The organism is Paenibacillus alkaliterrae, assembly GCF_021532375.1.
In the GTDB taxonomy this organism is placed as follows: domain Bacteria; phylum Bacillota; class Bacilli; order Paenibacillales; family Paenibacillaceae; genus Pristimantibacillus; species Pristimantibacillus alkaliterrae.
Genome location: NZ_JAKGAP010000057.1, coordinates 1 through 23,669, shown reverse-complemented (window position 1 = coordinate 23,669; position 23,669 = coordinate 1). Strand labels below are relative to the sequence as shown.

Annotated in this window: 21 protein-coding genes; all 21 read right to left on the bottom strand. The window is 51.3% G+C overall.

Annotated elements, in window-relative coordinates; all coding sequences use genetic code 11:
- Positions 1-31: 31 nt before the first annotated feature.
- Entirely contained in the window at positions 32-2,524 is a 2,493-nt protein-coding gene (spoIIE, locus tag L1N85_RS20240; protein WP_407946525.1) for a stage II sporulation protein E, read from the bottom strand.
- A gap of 491 nt (positions 2,525-3,015) precedes the next feature.
- A complete protein-coding gene (locus L1N85_RS20235; protein WP_235240860.1) occupies positions 3,016-3,528 on the bottom strand; it encodes a S1 domain-containing RNA-binding protein in 513 nt (170 codons plus the stop codon).
- Positions 3,529-3,676: 148 nt separating this feature from the next.
- On the bottom strand, positions 3,677-3,985 hold the full coding sequence (locus tag L1N85_RS20230; protein ID WP_235240859.1) for an FtsB family cell division protein: 309 nt from the start codon (positions 3,983-3,985) through the stop codon (positions 3,677-3,679).
- 8 nt (positions 3,986-3,993) lie between these two features.
- Positions 3,994-4,602, bottom strand: a complete 609-nt coding sequence (yabQ, locus tag L1N85_RS20225) for a spore cortex biosynthesis protein YabQ (RefSeq protein WP_235240858.1) — start codon at positions 4,600-4,602, stop codon at positions 3,994-3,996.
- On the bottom strand, positions 4,599-4,886 hold the full coding sequence (gene yabP, locus L1N85_RS20220; RefSeq protein WP_235240857.1) for a sporulation protein YabP: 288 nt from the start codon (positions 4,884-4,886) through the stop codon (positions 4,599-4,601). The genes yabQ and yabP overlap by 4 nt, the downstream gene beginning before the upstream one ends.
- A gap of 150 nt (positions 4,887-5,036) precedes the next feature.
- On the bottom strand, positions 5,037-5,327 hold the full coding sequence (locus tag L1N85_RS20215; protein WP_235240856.1) for an RNA-binding S4 domain-containing protein: 291 nt from the start codon (positions 5,325-5,327) through the stop codon (positions 5,037-5,039).
- A 3-nt stretch (positions 5,328-5,330) separates the two neighbouring features.
- Positions 5,331-5,603 (bottom strand): HU family DNA-binding protein, encoded by a 273-nt coding sequence (locus L1N85_RS20210; protein WP_053373361.1) that lies wholly within the window; start codon positions 5,601-5,603, stop codon positions 5,331-5,333.
- 181 nt (positions 5,604-5,784) lie between these two features.
- Positions 5,785-7,278, bottom strand: a complete 1,494-nt coding sequence (gene yabN, locus L1N85_RS20205) for a bifunctional methyltransferase/pyrophosphohydrolase YabN (protein ID WP_235240855.1) — start codon at positions 7,276-7,278, stop codon at positions 5,785-5,787.
- A 219-nt stretch (positions 7,279-7,497) separates the two neighbouring features.
- Positions 7,498-9,411: a polysaccharide biosynthesis protein gene (locus tag L1N85_RS20200; RefSeq protein ID WP_235240854.1), complete on the bottom strand. Its 1,914-nt coding sequence runs from the start codon at positions 9,409-9,411 to the stop codon at positions 7,498-7,500.
- A gap of 182 nt (positions 9,412-9,593) precedes the next feature.
- Positions 9,594-10,136, bottom strand: a complete 543-nt coding sequence (spoVT, locus tag L1N85_RS20195) for a stage V sporulation protein T (RefSeq protein WP_235240853.1) — start codon at positions 10,134-10,136, stop codon at positions 9,594-9,596.
- A 474-nt stretch (positions 10,137-10,610) separates the two neighbouring features.
- A complete protein-coding gene (locus L1N85_RS20190) occupies positions 10,611-10,787 on the bottom strand; it encodes a hypothetical protein (protein ID WP_235240852.1) in 177 nt (58 codons plus the stop codon).
- A 12-nt stretch (positions 10,788-10,799) separates the two neighbouring features.
- The gene (locus tag L1N85_RS20185) at positions 10,800-11,672 is read right to left on the bottom strand and encodes an SPFH domain-containing protein (protein WP_235240851.1); all 873 of its coding nucleotides are present in this window, start codon (positions 11,670-11,672) and stop codon (positions 10,800-10,802) included.
- Positions 11,673-12,598: 926 nt separating this feature from the next.
- Positions 12,599-13,294, bottom strand: a complete 696-nt coding sequence (gene urtE / locus L1N85_RS20180; RefSeq protein ID WP_235240850.1) for an urea ABC transporter ATP-binding subunit UrtE — start codon at positions 13,292-13,294, stop codon at positions 12,599-12,601.
- Complete coding sequence (gene urtD / locus L1N85_RS20175) at positions 13,272-14,048, bottom strand: urea ABC transporter ATP-binding protein UrtD (RefSeq protein ID WP_235240849.1); 777 nt, start codon at positions 14,046-14,048, stop codon at positions 13,272-13,274. The genes urtE and urtD overlap by 23 nt, the downstream gene beginning before the upstream one ends.
- Positions 14,020-15,102 carry an urea ABC transporter permease subunit UrtC gene (gene urtC / locus L1N85_RS20170; RefSeq protein WP_235240848.1) on the bottom strand — a complete coding sequence of 361 codons (1,083 nt, stop codon included), beginning with the start codon at positions 15,100-15,102 and terminating at the stop codon, positions 14,020-14,022. The genes urtD and urtC overlap by 29 nt, the downstream gene beginning before the upstream one ends.
- A 43-nt stretch (positions 15,103-15,145) precedes the next feature.
- Positions 15,146-16,051, bottom strand: a complete 906-nt coding sequence (urtB, locus tag L1N85_RS20165; RefSeq protein WP_235240847.1) for an urea ABC transporter permease subunit UrtB — start codon at positions 16,049-16,051, stop codon at positions 15,146-15,148.
- Between the two features lie 106 nt (positions 16,052-16,157).
- Entirely contained in the window at positions 16,158-17,429 is a 1,272-nt protein-coding gene (gene urtA / locus L1N85_RS20160) for an urea ABC transporter substrate-binding protein (protein ID WP_235240846.1), read from the bottom strand.
- Between the two features lie 466 nt (positions 17,430-17,895).
- On the bottom strand, positions 17,896-18,942 hold the full coding sequence (locus L1N85_RS20155; protein ID WP_235240845.1) for a peptidylprolyl isomerase: 1,047 nt from the start codon (positions 18,940-18,942) through the stop codon (positions 17,896-17,898).
- Between the two features lie 71 nt (positions 18,943-19,013).
- A complete protein-coding gene (gene mfd, locus L1N85_RS20150; protein ID WP_407946527.1) occupies positions 19,014-22,529 on the bottom strand; it encodes a transcription-repair coupling factor in 3,516 nt (1,171 codons plus the stop codon).
- A 121-nt stretch (positions 22,530-22,650) separates the two neighbouring features.
- On the bottom strand, positions 22,651-22,881 hold the full coding sequence (locus tag L1N85_RS20145; RefSeq protein WP_235240843.1) for an anti-sigma-F factor Fin family protein: 231 nt from the start codon (positions 22,879-22,881) through the stop codon (positions 22,651-22,653).
- Between the two features lie 63 nt (positions 22,882-22,944).
- Positions 22,945-23,505, bottom strand: coding sequence for an aminoacyl-tRNA hydrolase (gene pth / locus L1N85_RS20140; protein ID WP_235240842.1), 561 nt, complete (start codon positions 23,503-23,505; stop codon positions 22,945-22,947).
- Between the last annotated feature and the right edge of the window lie 164 nt (positions 23,506-23,669).

Here is a 23,669-nt window from a genome sequence, read left to right as displayed (position 1 = left end):
ACCGAGCCAAAAATCACTTTCTCGTCATACGTCAGCTCACCGTCCTTGGACGCTCCATACGCGTAACGCCCTGGAAGCGGAACGAAGCCCATTCCGGCAAATGCTTGTCGATACGCGCAACGAGCACGGTCATATCATCAATGATTTCACCATCATGGTGCCGCACTACTTTCTCCAGCAAAGCATCGGCCATCTCCTGCGGGTCGTCCGTTTCCAGCTCGCTGATGATTCGTTTCATCCACAGCTCCTTATTAACCGCATGGCCAGGCGCATCATATATCCCGTCGCTCATCATAACGAGCGTATCGCCGGATTGCATTTGCATCGATACAAAATCGACGTCGATATCCTGTAAAATGCCAATCGGCAGGTTGTTCGCCGATACCGGAATAACCTCGTTTCCTCGTTTAATGAAGCTCGGTGTCGAGCCTATCTTCATAAAAGTCGTTTGCGCTGTATATAAATCGACGATCGCCAAATCGACCGTGGCAAACACCTCGTCGGAGGAGCGTAATAAGAGTACGGAATTAACCGACTTCACAGCCAGTCTCTCATCCATGCCGGACTGCAGCAGCTGCTGCAAAATAGATAACGCCGCGCTGCTCTCTTGGCGCGCACGCTCGCCGTTACCCATTCCGTCGCTGATCGCTACCGCAAATTTTCCATTACCAATGTCAACCATGCTAAAGCTGTCCCCGGACAGCAAATCTCCCCCTTTGGCAGCACCGGCTATGCCGGTTTCCACCTCAAACTGCTTGGCCGAACAGAATGCAACAAGCGTCGGCTCACCATTTTTCTCCCCAGGATGCTCCGATTTCACGGCTATATGCTCGCCCAGAATATCACTGAGCAGCGGCGCGATAATTTTACGGCATTCATCATATCCCTTCTCGAACGAGTGATAGACTTCAATATCCACATTTCCCTCCTCTAGGCTTACGATATCAATGCCTTGTATCGATAAACCGAGCCCCTCCACCGCCTCTCGAATTTGCTCCTCCTGCAAATGCAGCGTCTGCCCCTCCCGTTTAATTTCCTTCGCTAAATCCTCCATGACCTGCGAGACGCCTTGCAGTTGATCGGCGACAAGCTGGCGGGAGTCGTATATTTGCTTCTTCCAATGCCTATTATTTTGATAAAGCTCGTACTGCTGGCGCATGTCCAACAATACCTGCGATGATTTCACGCAATGAGCGGACCATGCGCGCGGTATTTCCTTGCCTGTCGGAATACGATCCTCCTCTACCGTTGTCATCATATCGGTCATCATTTTGTAGGTGTGAAAAAACTTATCCTCCCAGCATGCATGTTGCCGATGGCAGCTCGCGCAGCTTCGCTCCGCCACGGTATTCATAAAGTGGTTGATCTCATCCTCTCTCTTCATGGCCGTAACCGTACCATTTAATTGACTAAAGCTGCGCGACAGCTGCTGGAACACCTCCGAGTATTGCGAGACACGGTCGGCGGTTACCTCGCGCACCCGCTTCGCATATTCATGCTGCGACTTCGCGTGCTCATTCGTGCCGGGCACATAACGCGAGATCGTACGGATCATACTGCGCGGCGTCAGCATGAGCAGGGCAGCGGCCGCTGCCGACTCCCAGGTCGAGCTCATCACATCAGCCTGACTGCCAACATATATGGATAAAATCGACGTCCCAAGCAGCATTCCGAATGCGGCGGCCATTTTGCCGCCTTCACGCAGCAGTCCTGCAAGCAGTCCCGCAAAAGCCAACAAGCTCATTTGCACGACAGCCCCAAAGTCCGCCAAGCTCAGAATAAGTCCTGCAACGACGCCGACGGAAGCGCCAAGAGGTGCACCGCCTGCTAATGCGAACAACAGAAGCATATAACGAGACATAATGTGCTCGGCCGACATGCCGTAGATTACCCAGCCCACAGCTCCTGTCATAACCGAAGCGAGCAATATCATTAAACAGATAATTTCTTCATGCTTGAGCGAGGCTGACTTTTTCGTCATGGTCAGTATCGGGATCGCTTGTATGAATACAAGCGTAAGCACAAAGCCGAGGGCCGCTTCTACGACTACGAGCATAAAGTTGTACCAGCTAAGCTCGTCACCAATAAACACATTAAATAGCTGTACGAGCAGCGTCGACGCGAATACGAGAATCGGCGCCGAGGAAAGCTCCGCCTTCTCATACGCCTCAAGCCCCTTCAAGAAAAGAAACAACACCGCGATTTCCATCGCAATCCACATCGGTGCGGGATCGGCTGCCAGCCAACTTCCGGCGACTAACGATATTGCCACCCACGGGTAAATATCTCTTCTCATGAAATAAATAACCGCAAAGTAAGCGATGGCAAATGGCATTAACGATTCCAGTATGACTGCTCTTCCGAGTAAGAAAGCTACGCCGACTAATAGAAATGTCCACTTTTTAGCCAAAATGATTTGAATAAAACGACGAGCCGCAACCCATTCCCGTCCTTTCTGCATAACCGACTGAATCACATTGGTTCGTTTCATACCGGGAACTGTCACAGCGTTTTCCTTTTCCACGGGCAGACACCACCATTCCGAATGTAATGTGTTTTTCATTATAGGAGGTTGTCCGTATGAAGTTTGTCAGTTAACGTAACGTACCTAAAAGTTTTTTCCGACAAAAATAATTAAGCGCGCAGTCATTGTCATTGCTTTGTAAAACCTATGCCCCATATAGGGTTCACCCGCTTTACGCATGGGCTCCGGGGCGATAGCCGACAACAAAAAGCGTGTTCCGCTTCCTTGATTCCGTGGCGAATAGACGTAGTAACCTGTCGGGAATGATGGAGGATCGGAGAAAAGTATTTTTACTCATCAGGTATAAAGCGAGAAACGACATGGATACGCCTATTTCAGGCATTCGACTCTACTCCTGCAGGCCATGCTTAGGCTTCGCGTCCCGCTTCGACAATCTGCGGAAGGGATAAGACTGCATTCGCTGCAAACGGACGCAAAAAAAGCAGAACCTCATCGGTTCTGCCTGGTTTATGAATTTATGACGATTCAGCTTATACCCGCTTGGCTCCGCGTCCGCCGCGTTTGCCCTCCGTATTCTTCTTCAGAGAGGAGATACGCTCTTCGCTGTCTTTCAGGAAACGTGACATTTTATCCTCGAATGACGGTTTACCGTATGCTGGTCTGCCAGACGATTGCTTGTTGAAGGGACGTCCGCCACCGCCGCCACCGCCTCCGCGGTTGAAACGTTCTCCGCCGCCACTGCCTCCAGCACTTCCGCCGCCTCCGCTGTGACGCTCGCGTGGTTGTGGCGCTGGTTGGCCTTCCGGCCGGTCAATGGCTTGCTTAATGGAAAGCCCGATCTTTCCGTCTTTGTCCACGTTGATCACTTTTACTTTCACGACATCGTCGATCTTCAGGTGATCCTTCACGTCTTTGACGTAATTATCAGCGATTTCCGAAATGTGAACGAGACCTGTGACACCTCCAGACAAGTCGACAAATGCCCCGAAATGCGTAATGCCTGTCACTTTTCCTTCTAACTTAGCGCCCACTTCAATTGCCATAAAATAAAATGTTCCTCCCTAAAAGTTATGCGAAGCAAAACTAAAAGTGTAAGCATAAGCTAAAAGTTTTGCGAAAACGCTATTAACGTGATTATAACCGAACCCCTCAAGTAAGGTCAACAGACGTTCACCCGTTTTGAAGCCCTATTTAATCGCTGAAAATTTGCAGCTCGCCCTCTTTCACCATGCCTTGCTCTTTGGTGGCGAGCTGCTCGATATATTCTTGGTCGTTTAATCGTTCTATTTGCCGTTTTAGCGCGTCGCTTTCCTTCGTTGAAGCGCTAATCTGTCCTTGTAAGATTGCCAGCTTCGCGTTTGTCGCGTCCTTCAGCTGCATCTGTTCAAATATCGTGTACGCCGCCCAGCCCATAAATAGCACAATGAACATCATCCATAGTTTGAACCGGCGCTTGGTGCCAGCATTCCCTGGCGTTTTGTTTGCATTTGCTGCTGCCATGAGCGGTGTTACCTCCTAAGCCATTTGCTCCAAAATCGAGCAATTAGTAGTCCAAGCTTGGCCAGCTTCTCTTTCACCTGCCATTTGGTCAGGTAAGGCATCAGCCGCCGTCCTATTGGACGAAGGATCGGCCGAACCATCCAAACAAGCAACCGCCAAAATGGACGAACCAATTGTATCACAATTTTAAAAAGGAAAATAGTGAGCGCAGACCCAAATCCTAAAATAACTATGATTAGCTTATAGAGCAGCAACAATGGCTTTACGATAAGGATATCCAAGCATTTGAGCACCAATGCGATTACATTGCGAACTGCTCTTATGAGCCATTTTATAATGACAATAACGAGCTTGCTTAGAAACAAATAATAGAGGATAACGCCGGTAGCCAGTCCGATAAAAACGTACGCCCGCACCTCGCCATTGTTGCTGACGTACAGCACTCGAAAGACGACTAGCGCCGCTGCCATCCAATAGACGACATCCAGCACAGGCAGCCACCAGCGCGGAAACTTCAGCTCATTCGAAACGACCCGATAGCCGTCGAACACCGTTCCCATGCCGAGGCCGGATAACAGCATGGCTGCCATCGTCAACCACTGCATGCTAAGCGTCACTTAAACAGCTTCCCGAAAAGCCCTTTTGATTTTGACGCGTTCGGACTGCCATCCAAATAGGCGAGCGAATGGACCAGTCCTTCAATAGCCACCAGCCCCTGTTCGAGGCTAAGATGCTTCATATGCAAATTTTGGCCCGTAACCGTCATGAAGCCTAGCTCTGTCTCGAGCAGAAACTCTTCGCTGTCGAAGCTTTCCACCTTTAAAACGCCGGTAAGCTCCAGCAGCTTGCGATTTAACATTTTGACTTCCTGCCGCTTCTGTCCATTGCTTTGGTCAACCATAGACTCGTCCCCCGCTTCCTCATTTGAGACTAGCTTATGGGTGGGGGGCGAGATTTAGAACCACGCTTCGAATCATTAAACCGAATGGAGAGATTTGAAACCATATTAAAAAACTGCCCGCAAGGACGATGCCTGCAGACAGCTTGATGGTTATTGCTTTGGTTCCCAGTCCAGGCCGCTTTCGCGCTGGCGCTGCTCTTCCCTCACCAGAGTATACAGCTCTCCGGCTTCATCCTTACGGGTCGTCTCCGCGATGCGCTCAACGCGCACGGTTACGATCTTCTGACCGTATTGGATTTGGAGCTCATCCCCTACCTTGACGGTGCTGCTCGCTTTCGCTTCGCGGCCGTTGATCCATACCCGGCCCTGCTCGGATACATCCTTCGCAACGGTCCGGCGCTTGATCAACCTTGAAACCTTAAGGAATTTATCTAAGCGCATTGATTATTGGATAGCTTCTTTAAGCTTGTTGCCTGCTTTGAATGCAGGAACCTTCGCTTCCGAAATTTCGATTGGCGCGCCTGTTTGCGGGTTGCGGCCCGTGCGTCCAGCGCGTTTGCGGGTTTCGAAAGTACCGAAGCCGATCAATTGAACTTTGTCGCCGCCGGCAAGCGCATCTGTTACTTCACCCAAAAATCCGTTAAGTACAGCTTCTACGTCGCGCTTAGTCAAGCCGCTTTTTTCTGCAATGTTGTTGATCAGGTCTGTTTTGTTCATTATAAAATCCTCCTAATTTAGATACCATTATTTGTGGTCGACGCTTGCAGCGCCGCCTTGGTTGGGAATTTTTACTCGTACGAAGAATACTTATTCTGCCTAAGAGTAAAAAAATCCTGCCGCTAATTGAAATTTTTTTGCGAATAGTGCGGAATAAAGGCGATTTGTGCCGAAACGAAAGCTAGGATTGACGCTTGGCCTCTTCCCACCATCGATCCATTTCTGTTAAATCAGTCTGGTCAAAATGTTTGCCGCTTATACGAAGCTGCTCCTCAATATACAAAAATCTATTGCGGAATTTTTTGTTCGTGCGGGAAAGCGCCTCCTCCGGATCGGCGTGGATGAACCGCGAGACGTTGACGACGGCGAACAGCAGGTCTCCAAGCTCGGAGGCTTGCTCCTCGCTGCTGTGGGAAGCGATCGCTTCGCGAAGCTCGCCAAGCTCCTCCTCGATTTTGTCCAGCACCGGCCCAAGCTCGTCCCAGTCAAAACCGACCTTAGCCGCTTTTTTCTGCAGCTTGTACGCTTTCATGAGCGCCGGAAGGTCGGGCGGGATGCCGTCGAGCACGGACTTGCGATCCGCGTCCGTCCCTTTCATTCGCTTCTCTTCCGCCTTCATTTGCTCCCAATTGCCGAGCGCCTCGCTTGCGTCGCCGGCGCTTTGATCACCGAAAACATGCGGATGACGGAAAATAAGCTTCTCATTCAGCGATTGAATGACATCGTATACAGAGAAAGCTCCGGTCTCCTCCTCCATCTGGCTGTGCAGCATAACCTGGAGAATGACGTCGCCGAACTCCTCCTGCATCGCGTCGGGATCATCGTTGTCGATCGCCTCCAGCGTTTCATAGAGCTCTTCGATGAAATTTTTGCGAATCGACTGATGCGTCTGCTCGCGGTCCCACGGACAGCCTTCCGGACTGCGAAGAATCGAGACGATCTCATGCAGCCGCTCGAAGGAACGGTTTCGCAGTGCCGGGTCGGCCGAGCGCGGCACCCAGATAAGCGATAGATTGCCGTAGCCCGGCGTCCGGTCCAGCTCATACAGCGGCACGCGAAGGATTTGCTGCTCCCCGGCTACGCCTAACGCATGGCCTACGACAACCTCGAAGTCATCGGGATACCGTTCCATGAGCGCAAGCTTCACATCGGAAGCGGTAAATGCATCATACACTTGGCCAATGAGCGTATGGAGCTGCGGCTGTAATTGCGCAGGCTGAAGATCGGCGGCATCAAGCAGCGCGAAACCTTCGATCGGATCGATGCCCAGGCTGACAAACGCCTGATCAAGGAAGCTTTCGCCGCCGATGATTTGCAGACCGATACCGGCTTCCGGACATTGCTCGCGCAGCAGCTGTACGGTGCGCTCCGCCACCATGGGGTGGCCCGGAACGGCGTAAATCAGCGTCGAAGCGGCAGTACTGGCTTTTTTTGTCTCTGCTATTAATGTCTCGGCAATCGCTTTGTATACGTCAGGGAACGACTCATGCTGCTCGTAAAGAGCGTCGAAAGAGGTGTACACGATACCATGTTCCTTCAGCATGGACATCGCGGGATGCTGTTCGGTGCGGACGAATACGCGTTCCGCGGCTTGCAGGCTCCGCCATACGCCTAACGTTAATTGATCGGGATCGCCCGATCCCAGCCCGACCACTATAATCGCGGGAATTGCCATGTCAGGTAAGCCTCCTTAAGGTTTAGTTTTATTTTCTCGTTCCAGCTCGTTCGAGGACCAATTGGGGCCGCGCGATGCACAATAGAGCCAGTTTCTAGCTCTATTGTTGCAATTTGGGTTAGTTTGGAGGAATTAGAGCTAATTATTAGCTCTATTTCAACTCGCAGGATGCGACGCGAGCAAACTGTTCCAGCAGGACGGTTTGCTCGCGCTGGCGGCTTATTCCTCCCCATCCGCCGGCGGAATAAGCCGCCAGCGTCTAAGCCGGGCGGCCAGTACGCCGCCGCCCGGCAGCGCGCGCAATTCGCGCGCGCTAACGGCGCCGCTGCGCAATGCTGCGGCGCCAAAGGCGCAAGCGCCGACGGCAACGCCCGTCAGCGCAAGCGCAGCTGCCGCCGCCCGCGGCGGCAGCAGCCCGCCAAGCGCGGCGCTCAGCGCTCGCTCGGCGATAATGAGCGCCGCGGCCATGAACGCGAGCGCGAAGCCCGTGCCTGCGGCCGCGCGGTTAAGCGCCGGCCTTCGCCTTTCGGCGGGCCGGCGCCCGCCCAGCTTCGCATCGACACTCTCGCTCCTTCGCTCCACCTGTCCCCGCTCACCTCCACGCCCGCTCTCCCGCTCCGCCGGACGCCTTCCGCCGCGCCGTGCGGTGGCGCCCGATGCCGCCGCCGCACGGCGAAGCGCGGCCGTGCCCAGCAGGGCGACCGCGCTCAGCGCGGCAATGCCGGCGACCGCAGCGCCCTCCGCGCCATACAAGGGCACGAGCATCGCGTTTAGAACGCCCTTCATCAGCGCTGCGATAAGCAGCAGCACTGCAGGCGTACGCACCGAGCCTATACCTTGCAGCACGGGCGCATTAACCGCATTCACACTGCCGGCCAGCGCGGTGCAGCCAACTAGAGCAAACACCGTCGTCCCTTTCGCATCGGTATACAGCATCACATTGATCGGCTCTGCCAGCAGTACCAGCCCGATACTGGCAGCCGCACCGATTGCCCATGCGGCGCGTTCGGCAAGCGTTAGCTGGAGCCGCAGTTGCCCGTAGGCGCCGCGCATGCGAGCAAGCGCCAGCCCGGGCACGAGCGCCGCCGCAGCAGCGCCGGCAACCATAACGACCAGCTGCACGAGCGGCTGCGCACGGCTATAAATTCCGAACATTGCCATGGCGGCAGACTCGGATAAGCCTCCGTCCCGCAACAGCCGCGGTACCGTAAAGGCATCCACCACGCCAAGCACGGGGACAACGACAGCACCCAGCGCGACAGGCAGCGCAATCGCCGCAAGCCTCTTCATTTCCGCTCGCAGCGCTCCCGGAATGCACGCAAGCTGTCCGCGGCGCCTTTCCCTCCAGGAGAAAGCCGCCAGTATGAGCAAAGCGCCAATTGCCCCGACAGCCGAGCCGCTCATCACGCCTGCGGCTATGGAGGCGTCCGCCCAGCCGGCAGCCCCGCTTATGGCCAGTACGTATAACATAACCGCTACACGAATCATCTGCTCTGTGATTTGTGAAGCGGCGGATAACGGCATTCGCCCCAGCCCCTGTGCGTAGCCGCGAAGCGCAGCTACGAAAGGGACCAGCAGCAGCGCAACCGACACCGTGCGAATGGCGCTCGCCGTCTCCGAATCGCCGATCCAACGCGACACCTGCTCCGCGCTGGCCCACATCCAGCCAAACGCCAGTATGCCAGTCACGCCAAGCAGCAGCAATGCCGCATACAGGGTGCGCCGTACGCCTTCCGGGTTATCGCCCTTCCGCAGCCTTTCGGCTATCAACAGCGATACCGCTGTCGGCAGTCCCGCAGTCGCCAATACGGCGGCCAGCTGATAAAACGGGTAGACGGCGTTATATATGCCAAATACGCGGTCACCGGCCAAATTTTGCAGCGGGATTTTTTGAAAAACCCCAATAACCTTAGATAACAGAGCCGCACCCGCCATGATGACAACGCCATTTAACCACAGACGCCCAGGCCGCTGCCAATCATCCCGCTTATAATCACCTTCCTTTGTTCCGTCCGCATCTCCCCGCATAAATTGCACGCTGCCCGCCCTCTGAACAGCCTCGGCTTTTCGTTCCCCGTTTGCCTGCTCGAGCAGCGCGGCCGCTTGCCGCTCCCGTTCCGGCTTTTGCCTCATCCCGCCTCGCCCCTGACCATCCATCGATTCCTATTGGCATTTATTATACCTCACAATCGACCGCCCTGAAAAAAAGCTTCCCCAATCAAGTTATCTTGATCAAGGAAGCTCTTATGTCCACTAGCACCTCTTCATCTCCACTCGGCACAAGCTTAGCCTATGCATGACACGCCATTTTCTTTCTATTGCTCCATTTGCTTGGCAAGAAAGCCCGCTGCCGTCTCCGCCATTTTCGTTTCCATATTTCCCATTTTCACCGATTCGTCTTTGCTCACTAATACGACTGTACCGATTGGATCTCCGCCGGAAATGATGGGAGCGATTACGAACGAGCTGTACGTTTCCTGCGTATCCTTAATAAGCTCATACGATCCGCCGTTTAGTTCAGACACCGTTTTGCGGTTTTCCATACAGCCTTCCAGAACAGTGCCCACCGACTTGTCGAGCATCTCCTTCTTAGAGGCTCCGGCAACGGCAATAATCGTGTCTCTGTCTGTAATCAATGTGATATGGTTCGTGCCCTCGTACAACGACTCCGCATACTCCTTTGCAAAATCGCCAAGCTCACCGATAGGAGAATATTTCTTCAAAATAACTTCGCCATCGCGATCTACAAATATTTCTAGAGGGTCACCCTCGCGAATACGCAGTGTACGGCGGATCTCCTTCGGAATCACCACACGCCCGAGATCATCGATGCGACGTACAATTCCAGTTGCTTTCATTTCTTGTTGCCCCGCTTTCCTAGAGGATTTTGAATCGACTGGATTCTTGCAGCTTGTTTATAGCGAAGAGGAAAGATCCTTCAAAAGATTTTGAATCTGACCATAGTATTCATCCACTCCCAGTATCTTATACACGGACTACAGATCCATCCAACCACCCCACGTTTCTTATGAAAAGGTTACGGCTGCCGTCCCGTCAATCGCCCGCCAATCCCTTTTTTTATAATTCTTCCCGGCTGCTCCGTTATACATGGATCAAGCATTTACCTCTCCAGCATGCCCCGAAATCTCCTTTTGCTTGCATCAAAATGGCACAGCCGCATGCTATTCATGCTTCAGAAGCTGCGCCAGTTCGCGCTTTAGCGATAGGGAATAGGAATGTCAATTATTATGTAAGGTTTTATTACGTTAATATAAGCAAAAGACGGGCGTAGATTGATACTCGACACCCGCCTAAAGAAAGCTTTTGCCCTCTTATTGCTGCTCGTCTTTATGAGGCTGCTTCAGTCTGCCGGCTTTGCTAAGAGCTTCCCGAAGCAAAAACTCAATGTGCCCATTGACGCTGCGGAATTCATCTGCGGCCCATTGCTCAAGCGCGCGATGGATATCGGGATCCAAACGAAGCGGAAATGCTTTTTTTTCTTTTCCCATAATGTTCAGCCTTTAGCTGTAAAGCGAACCCGCATTAATGACCGGGGTTGCGGCGCGATCGGACACGATCGCCACCATTAAGTTGTTCACCATCGCGGCGCGCCGTTCATCGTCCAGGCTAATCCCGTTTGCCTCCAGCTGCCGCAGCGCCATATCGACCATTCCTACCGCGCCTTCAACGATCTTCGTCCGTGCCGATACGATCGCAATCGCTTGCTGTCGCTGAAGCATCGCGCTCGCGATTTCCGGAGCATAAGCCAAATGGGTAAGCCTCGTTTCTATTACCTGCACGCCAGCAACGCCGAGCCTGCTCTGCAGCTCTCGCAGCAGCTCGGAAGCAACCTCATCCGCATTCCCCCTGAGCGACAACGTGTCAGTCGACGAGAACGTATCATACGGATATTGCGCCGCAATATGCCGAACCGCCGTCTCGCTTTGAATTTCGACGAACCGCTCATAATGATCGACATCAAAGGAAGCCTTCGCCGTATCCATTACCTTAAATACGACAACAGCTCCAATTTCGACAGGATTGCCCTCGGCATCATTTACTTTAAGCGTCTGGCTGTTAAAGTTGCGCACCTTGAGCGACACATTCACTTTTACGGTAAAGGGGAATACCATCCACAATCCGCTCTCCAGCATCGTGCCCATATAGGTTCCGAAGAAGGTTATGACCTTTGCTTCATTCGGCTGCACGATCGTTAGAGAGGACAGACAAACGGCAGCCACAACGGCCAAAAAGATTCCGATTCCGATAATAAGCCCCGAAGAGCTATCCTTCGACGCCTCGCTTACGATCAACAACACTCCGCTCGCAGCTGCAATAAGCGATACTAACAATGCCGCATATCCGCTTACATACCAGGCCTTCTTCTCGTTCATCAAGCGCCACCCCTTAATCTTGTTTCATAATATTAATATGATATAAAAATGATATCACTTTTTACAAATATAAGCAATATAAAAGCAACCACTCTTCTTTTACATATGATCGACCTAATTTCGTAAGTCGTATAGTGTTCTAAACTGGATTTGTACTACAACTTTGCTCTATAATGCGTCATTCAGCGCGCTATACTGGATTTGTACACTAACTTTGACCTATCATGTGCCATTCAGCGCGCTATACTGGATTTGTACAGTATCCGTTTCACGCACAGCCTCATTTACTTATGCAACGAACCTTGTCCACAACAACAAGCAACAGGCCGCCGCGGCAGCCTGTTGCTTGTTGTTGTGCTATTCTTCCTCGTTAGCTCAATAACTACCGGCAGTATAAATCTTTATTTTTCTTGTCTACAACTTTATTTTCACTGAACACAAACAAAAATCAAAATCCCTTCATGCCCCTCGCATTCACTTCTGCAACCAATCGATTCACAAAAGCTTTCAATTCCTCCACCAGATTTATTCTTTATACTCACGATAAACATGAGTTATCATCATTATGATAGGATATCGATCTAAGGGAGGGGAATATTATCCGGGAAATAATCAACGAACTAATCAAACATTACTTTTCTGATCCGAGTTACGAATTAGACTCCGTGCCTTACGGTCTGACGAATCTTACCAAAATACTCACGATTAACGATCACAAGTATGTTGTGCGTATTTACGATCAACATATCAAAAACGTGGCAAACTTAACGTTAGAGGACAAGTTAACGGAATTCTTACATGAGAGCGAGTCAACCTTCCAGGTTCCCACCTTCTTGAACAGCGCCGCTCAAGAAAAATACATATGCTTATCATTTCTAACTCCACAACTGAAAGGGGCTGATCACAAAAATCAGCCCCTTCCTACCCTAAACCGTCAAATACTTGTGAATAACCTCGTCATCCAGTGCTTCAAGTCCGCCCTCCCAAGCTATCGCACCCTTCTCCAGCACGTAAAAGTAGTCGCCAACGCTCTTCACAAATTCAAGGCTTTGCTCTACCAGCAGAATCGCCGTCTTGCCGTCCGCCTTAATCGAACGAATGGCATCGCGAATATCGTCTACAATGGAAGGTTGAATCCCCTCGCAAGGCTCATCCAGCAGCAGCATCTCAGGCTTCGAGGCCAGCGCCCGAGCAAACGCAAGCTGCTGCTGCTGTCCCCCGCTCAAATCGCCGCCCCTGCGGTTATACATAGACGGCAGCACCGGAAACTTCGCAATAGCCTCCTCCGGCACCGCATTGACCTTCACTTTGGCCGCCTCCAGCCCAAGCAGCAAATTCTCGTATACAGACAGCTGAGCGAAAATTTCTCTTCCCTGCGGCACGTAACCGATACCGCTCTTCGCCCTCAATCCCGGCGCCTTTTTCGATAGATCGGTACCATTATACGATACAGAACCGCCCCGAGCCTTCAGCAAGCCCATAATGCTTTTCATCAACGTCGTTTTGCCGACGCCATTGCGGCCAAGCAAGCACACGACTTGCCCCGGTTTAACCTTTAGAGAAACATTCCGCAAAATAATGCTTTCCCCATACCCCGCCTCAAGCTGTTGAACGGCTAACATCGGCATCCCGCCTTTTCCCCAAATATACTTCCGCTACCCGGTCATCGCTCTGCACTTCATCCATTGAGCCTTCCTTCAGCAGCTTGCCTTCATGCATGACGGTCACCTTGCTTGCAAAATTACGAACAAATTCCATGTCATGCTCTACAACGACAACCGAACGCTTACGGGCAATCTCATGCAGAAGCTCGCCGGTCTTATCGGTCTCTTTGTCCGTCATCCCCGCCACAGGCTCATCCAGCAACAAAATCTCCGGCTCCTGAAGCAGCATCATCCCGATTTCCAGCCACTGCTTCTCACCATGGGACAGCCCGCCCGCGCGCCAGCCGGACTTTTCCTGCAAGCCTATCATCGTCAGTTGATGCCCGATCCGATCCCTGTCCTCATCGAGCATCTTAGCGAATAGTGTAGCGAACACCGTACGCTTCTGGCGCATCGCAATTTCCAGGTTCTCCATAACCGACATCGACGGAAAAATTGATGGCGCTTGAAATTTACGTCCAATGCCAAGCTCGGCAATTTGATGCTCCTTCTTGCGTGTAATGTCAACCTTACCGCCGAATGTGACACGTCCGGCAGTCGGCCTTACTTTGCCGCAAATGACGTCCAGCATCGTTGTTTTCCCCGCTCCATTAGGCCCGATCAGAAAACGAAGCTCGCCCTTTAGCAGCTTCAAGCTCATTCCCTGAACCGCCTTAAACCCGTCGAACTCTACCGTCACATCGTCACACTGCAGGATTGCGGACTCCTTCATTCTTTGGCTCCCTCCTCTTTTTGCGGACTTTCAATTGACTCACTAAACCGGCAACGCCCTTTGGCATGAAGACAACGACCACAACGAACAGCAGCCCCATAAAGAATAGCCAGCCTTCCGGATAAGCGGTGCTGAACTCGCTTTTCGCCCAGTTCATAAGAATGGCGCCAAGCGCCGCTCCTATAAGCGTTCCGCGTCCGCCAATAGCAACCCAAAGGACCATTTCAATAGACGGCACGATCCCAAGCATAGACGGCGAAATAATACCCACATGAAGCACGAACAGCATGCCTGCAATACCGGCAATACCGGCCGATATCGTAAAGATGACCATTTGATAAACAGCCGGATTATATCCAATAAACCTTATGCGGTTCTCACCGTCCCGAATCGCCCGCAGCACCTTGCCGAATCGGCTTCCGATGACAAAGCGGCAAAAAACAAATATTCCGATGAGCGCGGCAACCGTTACCCAGTACAGCACGCGCTTCGTATCCGGAGATGCCAGCGGGAAGCCAAGCAGCGTCGAGTACCCCGTTACGCCATTCGTACCGCCCGTATAAGCTTGCTGACCGATCAATAGAGTAGTCGTAATAATAACGATCGCTTGCGTCAAAATCGTAAAATAAACGCCGCGAATTCGATTGCGGAACGTAAAGTAACCTAGAACAAGCGCCAGCAGTGCTGGTATGATAATACCCATAGCCACCGCGAAGCCGAAATATTCGAACGGCTTCCAGAAGAGCGGAAGCTCCTTCAGCCCGCTCCAGCCCATGAAATCCGGCGGCCTCCCTCCGCTTGCCTCAAGCTTCAAGTACATTGCCATCGCATAAGCGCCTAGACCGAAAAAAATACCATGGCCCAAGCTCAAAATGCCGGTATAACCCCATATAAGATCAAGCCCCAATGCGACGATCGCAAAGGCTAGAAATTTCGCTAACAAGTTAAGCCGAAAGTCGCTCACGAACAACGGCGCTGAGAACAATGCCGCCGCTGCTGCCGCATAACCGATCAGTATCCAAATGCGCTGGGTCGTAAACGGTTTGAGTTGCATGCGCACTCCACCTTCCTTTATGTTTTGAAGAGAAAGCATCCTCTTAATCTAACGAACGTGAACGCATCGCAACGAGCCCCATTGGTTTCCACTGCAGGAATGCAACGATACAAACGAACACAAGCACCTTTCCGAGCGATGCGTTAGTCCAATATTCGAATAACGTATTGAACATACCGATCCCCGTTGCTCCAAGCACCGTTCCAACAAGCTTACCTACGCCGCCTAATACAACGACCATGAAGGCATCAACAATATAATAGGTACCAAGAGAAGGACCGATCGGTCCCATTAACGTTAGCGCACAGCCTGCGATTCCGGCAATGCCCGACCCGATCGCGAAGGTCATCGCATCCACCCGGCGCGTCGATACGCCGAGGCAAGCCGCCATATCGCGATTTTGCATGACCGCCCGCATTCTTCTTCCCTCATGGCTGCGATAAATATAGAAATACATCGCAACCAAACAGGCGATAACAAGCGCGATAATGAATAGCCGTTTGTAAGGCAGCAGCGTACCATTCATAATTCGCAACCCGCCGTCAAGCCAGGCTGGGCTCTTGACCGCAACATTCGGCGCACCGAAGATGGTCCTGGCGAGCTGCTGAAGGACAAGGCCAACGCCCCAGGTTGCGAGCAAGCTGTCGAGCGGTCTTCCGTACAGAAAACGAATAAGTGACATTTCTAGAATAAGGCCAAAAATAAAGGCAATTCCAAAGCTCACAGGAATCGCTAATACGAAGTACCAATTAAACAGCGATTCCGGCAAATAATCCTTAAATAAATTTTGAGTCAAATACGTGGAGTATGCTCCTATCATAATTAACTCGCCATGCGCCATGTTAATGATCTTCATCAGGCCGAACGTAATGGCCAGCCCTAAAGCAACAAGCAGCAGAATCGAACTGATGCTGAGACCATTAAACAGCTGCAGTAGATAGACATCCATATTACCGCTCCTTCCGCTAGCCATCATGAACATGGAGGGAGCATTCGGCGCTGCCGAATACTCCCTCCATGCATGGCTGCGAATTAGTGTTTAGCTCACACTCGTATTATTCGGTCGGTTGAATGCTGGCGGCCCAATCATAGCCCTTCAGATAAGGATCCGGCATAACCGCCTCTCCCGAATTCCAAAGCTCTTTGAATTGACCGTCCGCTTGCACCTCGCCGATACGTACTGTTTTGTAAATATGCTGTGTTTCGCCGTCGATTTTCACTTTGCCTCCCGGAGCATCCCACTCTAGTTCTTTTGCCGCTTCCTTCACCTTCGCTACGTCAGTGGAGCCAGCTTTTTCTACAGCCGCCGCCCACAGATAGACTGCCGTATAGCCAGCCTCGATCGGATCGGCCGTTACACGGTCATCGCCGTATTTCTTTTTGTAGTTTTCAACGAACGTTTTGTTCGCAGGTGTATCCGTCGTTTGATAGTAGTTCCAAGCTGCCAAATGGCCTTCTAACACATCTACACCTATACCGCGGATTTCTTCCTCAGCGACAGATACCGAAAGTGTGGTCATATCTTGGGCAGTAATGCCTGCATCTTTCAGCTGTTTGAAGAAAGCTACGTTGCTGTCGCCGTTAAGCGTGTTGTATACGACATCCGGCTTTGCTTCTTTGATTTTGCTAATGATAGTGCTGTAGTCCGTGTGGCCGAGCGGGGTGTACTCCTCGCCAACAAGATCGCCGCCTTCCGCTTTCAGCTGCTCTTTAATAATCAGGTTCGCCGTACGCGGGAATACGTAATCCGATCCGAGCAAGTAGAACTTTTTGCCGCGATTCTCAAGCAGCCAGGAAACCGATGGAACGATTTGTTGGTTTGTCGTCGCTCCTGTATAGAAAATGTTCGGCGAGGCCTCAAGACCTTCGTATTGAACCGGGTACCAAAGCAAGCCGTTCAGCTCTTCGAATACCGGCTTCATCGCTTTGCGGCTCGCAGACGTCCATCCGCCAAATACGGTTGCGACTTTATCCTCGGAAATGAGCTTCCGGGCTTTTTCCGCGAAGGTCGGCCAATCGGATGCGCCGTCCTCAAGCACCGGCACGATCTTTTTGCCCAGCACGCCGCCTGCGGCATTAATTTCTTCAATCGCCATCAATTCCGCATCAATAACCGATACTTCGCTGATCGCCATCGTACCGCTTTGCGAGTGAAGAATGCCTACTTTAATTTCCCCCTCTGCAGATGTCCCCGAATTTGCCGCTTCAGTCGGTGCGTTTGTCGCTTCGTTCGTCGATGCCGCCTTATTATTGCCGCCGCACCCTGCCAGTACCAAGCTTACTGCAATCAATAACAAGCAATATTGATAAAATAATCTCCTTTCCATCTCTCCACTCCCCGATCTCTCTGATTTTGTCTCTATTTTCCGAACGTTTATTTGGAATAACCTTCCATCGTTCGCGCCTTTATTATAGATTGAGAGTCACCTTAATGTCAATATAGTTTACATGAAAAAGATAGATCATAAAATATCTATTAGAATTCGGTCCATTATAGGGGAAAACAAATTGTTTGTGTTAGTTTTTTTAACATAAATATTACGTTCCATTGTCTTATATGGCTTCCTTCGTTTTTTTATGTTAAGTAATTGACCATCGTTCGTAAAAACGCAAAACACCCCCTCCTATGGAAACGACCATAAGAGAAGGTGATCGAAATGGCTCTCGGTGCCGACTTTCTACACTGAATTTAACGCTCTATTTAATAGATTGTCCGAAAATAAAACGGAAGGACTGTCACAAAATCAGCATTTAGCCGCTTTTGTGACAGTCCCTTTCCTCATGTCCTTCAGCTTATTCCGCTGCAGGCGCTTCTGTTTCAGCAGGCGTATCAGTAGCAGGCGTTTCTTCGCCGGCCGGGGCATCCGTCGTTTCCGGCTCGGGCAGCTTAATCTCGATTTCTTGCTTCGGCAGCTCGTCCGTCATGAACTTGTTCATATGTGTGTAAGAAACCGCACTTTTCACTGCTTCTTTATCCGCGTCACTTAATTTATCGTAAGCCGGGATATCCCGCTTCTCGACAAGAATGACGTGATAGCCATATTCCGTTTCTACCGGCTCGCCAAGAACGCCAACTTCTTGCGTATAAGCAGCCTGCTTGAATGCTTCTACCCAGCTGCCTGCCTTCTGATCCGCATACAGACCTCCCGTTTCCTTGGAACCTGGATCATCGGAATACTCCTTCGCAAGCGCAGCCCAGTCGCCGCCGGCTGCCAGCTTCTCTTTCACTTCCTTCGCGCGAGCGAGTGCCTCTTCAACCGTACGAAGCTCCTTCTGCTCTTGTGTTGTTTCATCTGTAGTCGTTGTTGCTACCAATATGTGACGAACCGTAACCGTCGCATAATCTGCGCCGTTCGTCTCATATTCCGTTTTCATTTCCTCTTCCGTTACTTTGGAGTTCATATGAGCTACAACCGTCGAGGTCAGCATCATATAGTGCTCCATATCTTTGTCTTTCAATTTTTTCGCATCTACAGCCGCTTTTAATTCTGTATTTTTGCTCAAAGCGTCTTTATATTGCTTCATTTGTTCTTTAACATCTTCTTCAGCCTTCTTCGTCGATTCCTCTGAAGCTTGGCTGCCTAAAATTTTATAAGAAATATACTGTTGAAGAAGTTGCTCTTTGAATTGCGGGATTTCAATAATTTGCTCATAGCCTGGCTGCATAACCGTGAATACCGCCAAATATTTATCAAATTCCGTATCCGTCACATTACCGCCTTTATAAGTTGCAACTTCCGTTTCTTTCGCTCCGCATGCCGCCATCGTCATGACAAGCAGCACTGCAACGATAAGCAGCGCGCCGTTGCGCCATGCCGATTTGCGTGAACTGTGTAACATGTTGAATCCCCTTTCAATTTATAAACTTGATTGTATTGTATCAGAAAAGGGACGCATAAAGCGAATATTGGCTATGGTGTCGCATTTTGCAACTCATCCTTATACAACAGCACATTCTTGTAGGCCTGCAAAAATTGCTCAAGCATATGAATCTTCTGCTCCATAGAAAGCCCCTTGCCTCGCAGCAGCACGCCCGGATTCGGATCCTGGTCGCCGGCCTGCTTAAAGCGGTTCTCATGCTTTAAGCAAAGCTGATCCACCTTCTTGCGGTCGATTCGGAGCTTCTCGGAAGCCGCGAATCGAAGCAGCAGGTCATCGCCCTTCCCGCTAATCTGTTCGATACCGTACATTGTGCCGAATACCTTCAGTCTAGCTACAGCCAGCAAATTGCTGACCGCCTGCGGCAAATCGCCGAAACGGTCGACGAGCTCATCAATGACATCGTCCGATTCATCAAAGCTGCGTATAGCCGCCACTTTTTTATAAATTTCAATTTTTTGAATGCTGTCATAAATATAATCCGACGGTAAGTAGGCATCAATACTAACATCGATAACCGTGCTGACCGGTTTATCTTCCTTGATTACTTCTCCGCTCATCTCCGCCTTGCGCTTCGCGATCTCGTCGGCCAGCATTTGCGAATACATGTCGAAGCCGACCGAAGCAATAAAGCCGTGCTGTTCCGCACCGAGCAAGTTACCCGCTCCGCGAATCGATAGATCGCGCATCGCTATTTTGAAACCTGAGCCAAGCTCCGTGAATTCTTTGATCGATTGCAGGCGTTTCTCCGCTACCTCCGTCAGCACCTTATCCCGCTGATAGGTAAAGTAGGCATAAGCTATCCGGTTAGAACGCCCAACCCGTCCACGCAGCTGATAGAGCTGTGAAAGTCCCATTTTATCCGCATCATGCACAATTAATGTATTGACATTCGGAATGTCGACACCCGTTTCGATAATGCTCGTGCTGACCAGTACATCGGACTCACCGTCCAGAAAATCGAGAATGGTTTTCTCCAGCTCCTGCTCCGTCATTTGTCCATGGCCTACCGCAACTCTAGCATCCGGTACCAGCGCATTAATCTGCTCAGCCATTTGATAGATTCCCTGTACGCGATTATACAGATAATAAACCTGACCGCCCCGGGCAAGCTCCCGTTCGATCGACTCGCGCACGAGAGACGGACTGTATTCAACCACATAGGTTTGAACGGGGAATCGGTTCTCCGGCGGCGTTTCAATGACGGATAGGTCGCGCACGCCAAGCATTGACATATGGAGCGTACGCGGTATAGGCGTTGCGGTCAGAGTAAGCACGTCAACATTCGTCTTCAGCTTCTTCAGCTTCTCTTTATGCGACACGCCGAACCGCTGCTCTTCATCCACGATAAGCAGTCCCAGCGATTTAAAGATGATATCCTGCGACAACAGACGATGCGTTCCAATAACGACATCAACCGTACCGTTCTTCAGCCCTTTCATCGTTTCGTTCTGCTCCTTGCGAGAGCGGAAACGGCTTAGCACCTGTACGTTAATCGGGTAACCGGCGAATCGCTCGCGAAAGGTCTCGTAGTGCTGCTGAGCAAGTATCGTAGTCGGCACAAGAACAGCTACCTGCTTGCTGTCCATCGCCGACTTGAAAGCAGCGCGGACGGCTACTTCGGTTTTGCCGTAGCCAACGTCACCGCAAAGCAGACGATCCATTGGCTGGCTCTTCTCCATGTCCTTCTTAATTTCTTCGATCGCCCGCAGTTGATCGCGCGTCTCGTCATATGGAAACATGGCCTCAAACTCGTTCTGATACGACGTATCTTGTCCAAAAGCATAGCCAGCCGCCGTTTGCCGCTCGGCATACAGCTTGATCAAATCGTCGGCAATATCCTGTACGGATGCCTTCACCTTGCTCTTCGCTTTCGTCCATTCGCTGCCGCCCAGCTTATTAACCTTCGGCTCCCGCTCTTCGGAGCCCACGTACTTCTGAATCATATCGACCTGCTCGATCGGGACGGACAGCTTATCGCCGCCCGCATACAGAATATGCAGATAATCCTTATGGATACCGGCAATTTCAAGCGTGCCTATGCCTACGTATTTCCCGATACCGTGGTTATGATGAACGACGTAATCCCCGACCTTGAGCTCTGTGTAGCTCTTAATGCGCTCGGCATTATCCACCTTTTTATCAAGCTTCCGCGCCTTGCGCTGTTTCTGCGAGAACATCTCGCCTTCCGTAATGACCACCAAATGCGAGGAAGGGAGCTCGAAGCCTGACTGCAAATTCCCTTCGAGCAGAGTCGGCGTCTCTATACCGTAATCATCCAGCACGCGGCGCATTCTCTCGATACGTTCGGCATTGCCTGCCAGCATCATGACCGTAGCGCCCGTCTTGCGCCAACGCTCCATCTCTGCCTTCAGAACATTCATCTGACCGTGGAAGTTTTGCATAGAGCGGCTTGTCATGTTCAAAATATTTTGCGGCTGGGAATGCGGAATTTGCCTTAGGAACAACGATAAAAACAAGGTCGGAAAAGGGCGATGATGAAGAATCTCCTCTGTATCCCGCGCCAGCGCGAGTCCTGGCAGCGACTTGCCGTTTTGCAGCAAATGCATAGCCCATTCCGCTTCGTCCCGCTCCAGCTGCTTAGCTGTTTCTATTAAACGCGTAGGCTCATCTAGTATAAGCAGCGTGTCGCTCGGCATATAGTCGAGAATGGTTTGCCGCTCAGGATATAATAAAGATATATACTTATATATTTCCGGAAAATAGACATGCTCGCGAAGCTTCTCAAGCTCCCCGCCCATCTCGGAACGCAGGCGGTCCTTCGCCGTTCGGTCGGTCATCTTATCAAGCTGCTTCTCCAGAAGCTGCTTGGCATGGTTTGCTGCAGCCTCCATGCGATGCCCATCGGCCAGCATTTCTTGGGAAGGCGGAACAACGATCGATTCAAAGCGGCCTACCGAACGCTGATCAGCCGGATCGAATGCGCGAATGGAGTCAATTTCATCGCCGAACCATTCGATCCGATAGGCTTGAGCTGCGGTTAATGGATAAAAATCGACAATGCCGCCGCGGACGCTCATATCGCCGCGCAGTTCTACCCGATCCGCCCTTGTATAGCCCAGCCAAGTCATTTGACGCAGAAACGTATCAATCGGCAAAAAATCGCCAACTTTAATCGCTATTTGCGCATCCGCCAAGACACTGCTGATCGGCAAATAACGCCTTACTCCCGAGAATGGCACGACAACAATCCCGCGATAGCCCTTGGACAGCTTGATCAGCACGTCCATACGCTGCGCGAGCGTCTCGGGACTCGAGATCGCGGCTTCGGCAGCAACCAACTCATTCGCGGGATATAATAAGACGGCTTCCGGAGAAAGACATTCCTGCAGATCCTCTGCTATCTTCTGGGCGGCGAACATATTGTGCGTGACGACCAGCATCGGCTGGCCAACATCCTCCTGCAGCGCTGCAATCAGCACTTGTCTGGAAGAACCGGCAAGCCCTGATATCATCTGCTCGCGCATGCCTTTTCGAATACCCGATATAACGGACTGAACGTCCGCATCCGCGGCAAAAACTTTCATTAACGCTTTCAACGTTTGCGACACCCCGTTTCTATACACAATGGGAGACGGATACGATCGCTCCCCATACATTGAAAAGAAGCCTCAGCCGTCCGCTAAGGCTCAAATTATTAAACTGCCGTCATTGAAGCGGATTAGCTACCAAGTGAAGCTCTGGATTTGCATCAATCGCCTCGCGGCAATAATCGCAAACCACTTTCACCGTCACGTCGCCATTTGGGTCATACGCTATTATATCGCTGCGCTCTTCGGGGGTCAAGAAATGGAAACCGAGCTGCTGCTCCGTTATATCCGACCCGCTGAGCGACCCCATTGACGTTCGGCAGTGTCTGCAAATATAGTTTACAGCCATATGTATGCCTCCTGAAGAGTCGTTATACCCTTCAGTATGCCCGAAAAACCTCAATCTAACAGATCAGCGATTATACTTTGCCATCGTCTCCTCGAAAGGCGCCTTGAGCCTATATTCAATGGCATCGCAAGCTCCTGCAATCATGGAGGCCAATAACTCCTGCTCACTCTTTGGAAACGCGGAGAGCACATAATCGGCAATGTTCACGCCCGGCTGCGGGCGCGAAATGCCCATTCGCACACGATCGAATGTTTGCGTACCCAGATGCTGAATAAGCGACTTCATGCCGTTATGCCCGCCTGCGCTGCCTTGATAACGAAGTCTAAGCTTTCCAATTTCCGTATCCAGATCATCATAGACGATAACGCCATCCTCGATGCCCGCCTTAAAATAATCGAGAAAGGAGCGTATCGACTCTCCCGACAGATTCATATATGTCATCGGCTTAATGAGGACAACCTTCGCGCCTTGTACATTGCCCTCTCCGATTAGAGCCTTGCATTTGCTTTGCGTTACGCTAATGCCCCAGCGCTTGGCCAATTCGTCGATAACCATAAAGCCGACGTTATGCCTTGTCCCTTGATAAGCGGTCCCCGGGTTTCCCAGACCTGCAATCCACCTCATCGCACCCTTCACTCCTTTACGGACAAATGTATCATAATCTGTCCCCGCGCGTAAACGGCTAGCGCCGCTTTGCAATCGGGTAGGAGGCTACTCATTATTTGAGTAGCCGACCTCCCACACCACCGTACGTACCGTTCGGTATACGGCGGTTCCCTAGTTTACGC

Excerpts from the sequence above, each read along its gene's own strand:
- L1N85_RS20185 (WP_235240851.1), bottom strand. The coding sequence starts at position 11,672 with ATGAACGAGAAGAAGGCCTGGTATGTAAGCGGATATGCGGCATTGTTA.
- mfd (WP_407946527.1), bottom strand. The coding sequence starts at position 22,529 with ATGAAAGTTTTTGCCGCGGATGCGGACGTTCAGTCCGTTATATCGGGT.
- L1N85_RS20215 (WP_235240856.1), bottom strand. The coding sequence starts at position 5,327 with ATGCGCTTAGATAAATTCCTTAAGGTTTCAAGGTTGATCAAGCGCCGG.
- urtC (WP_235240848.1), bottom strand. The coding sequence starts at position 15,102 with ATGCAACTCAAACCGTTTACGACCCAGCGCATTTGGATACTGATCGGT.
- urtE (WP_235240850.1), bottom strand. The coding sequence starts at position 13,294 with ATGTTAGCCGTTCAACAGCTTGAGGCGGGGTATGGGGAAAGCATTATT.
- L1N85_RS20200 (WP_235240854.1), bottom strand. The coding sequence starts at position 9,411 with ATGAGGCAAAAGCCGGAACGGGAGCGGCAAGCGGCCGCGCTGCTCGAG.
- urtD (WP_235240849.1), bottom strand. The coding sequence starts at position 14,048 with ATGAAGGAGTCCGCAATCCTGCAGTGTGACGATGTGACGGTAGAGTTC.
- yabN (WP_235240855.1), bottom strand. The coding sequence starts at position 7,278 with ATGGCAATTCCCGCGATTATAGTGGTCGGGCTGGGATCGGGCGATCCC.
- yabP (WP_235240857.1), bottom strand. The coding sequence starts at position 4,886 with ATGGTTGACCAAAGCAATGGACAGAAGCGGCAGGAAGTCAAAATGTTA.
- L1N85_RS20145 (WP_235240843.1), bottom strand. The coding sequence starts at position 22,881 with ATGGCTGTAAACTATATTTGCAGACACTGCCGAACGTCAATGGGGTCG.
- L1N85_RS20235 (WP_235240860.1), bottom strand. The coding sequence starts at position 3,528 with ATGGCAATTGAAGTGGGCGCTAAGTTAGAAGGAAAAGTGACAGGCATT.
- urtA (WP_235240846.1), bottom strand. The coding sequence starts at position 17,429 with ATGGAAAGGAGATTATTTTATCAATATTGCTTGTTATTGATTGCAGTA.
- urtB (WP_235240847.1), bottom strand. The coding sequence starts at position 16,051 with ATGGATGTCTATCTACTGCAGCTGTTTAATGGTCTCAGCATCAGTTCG.
- L1N85_RS20155 (WP_235240845.1), bottom strand. The coding sequence starts at position 18,942 with ATGTTACACAGTTCACGCAAATCGGCATGGCGCAACGGCGCGCTGCTT.
- spoVT (WP_235240853.1), bottom strand. The coding sequence starts at position 10,136 with ATGAAAGCAACTGGAATTGTACGTCGCATCGATGATCTCGGGCGTGTG.
- L1N85_RS20190 (WP_235240852.1), bottom strand. The coding sequence starts at position 10,787 with ATGGGAAAAGAAAAAAAAGCATTTCCGCTTCGTTTGGATCCCGATATC.
- L1N85_RS20230 (WP_235240859.1), bottom strand. The coding sequence starts at position 3,985 with ATGGCAGCAGCAAATGCAAACAAAACGCCAGGGAATGCTGGCACCAAG.
- pth (WP_235240842.1), bottom strand. The coding sequence starts at position 23,505 with ATGAGGTGGATTGCAGGTCTGGGAAACCCGGGGACCGCTTATCAAGGG.
- L1N85_RS20210 (WP_053373361.1), bottom strand. The coding sequence starts at position 5,603 with ATGAACAAAACAGACCTGATCAACAACATTGCAGAAAAAAGCGGCTTG.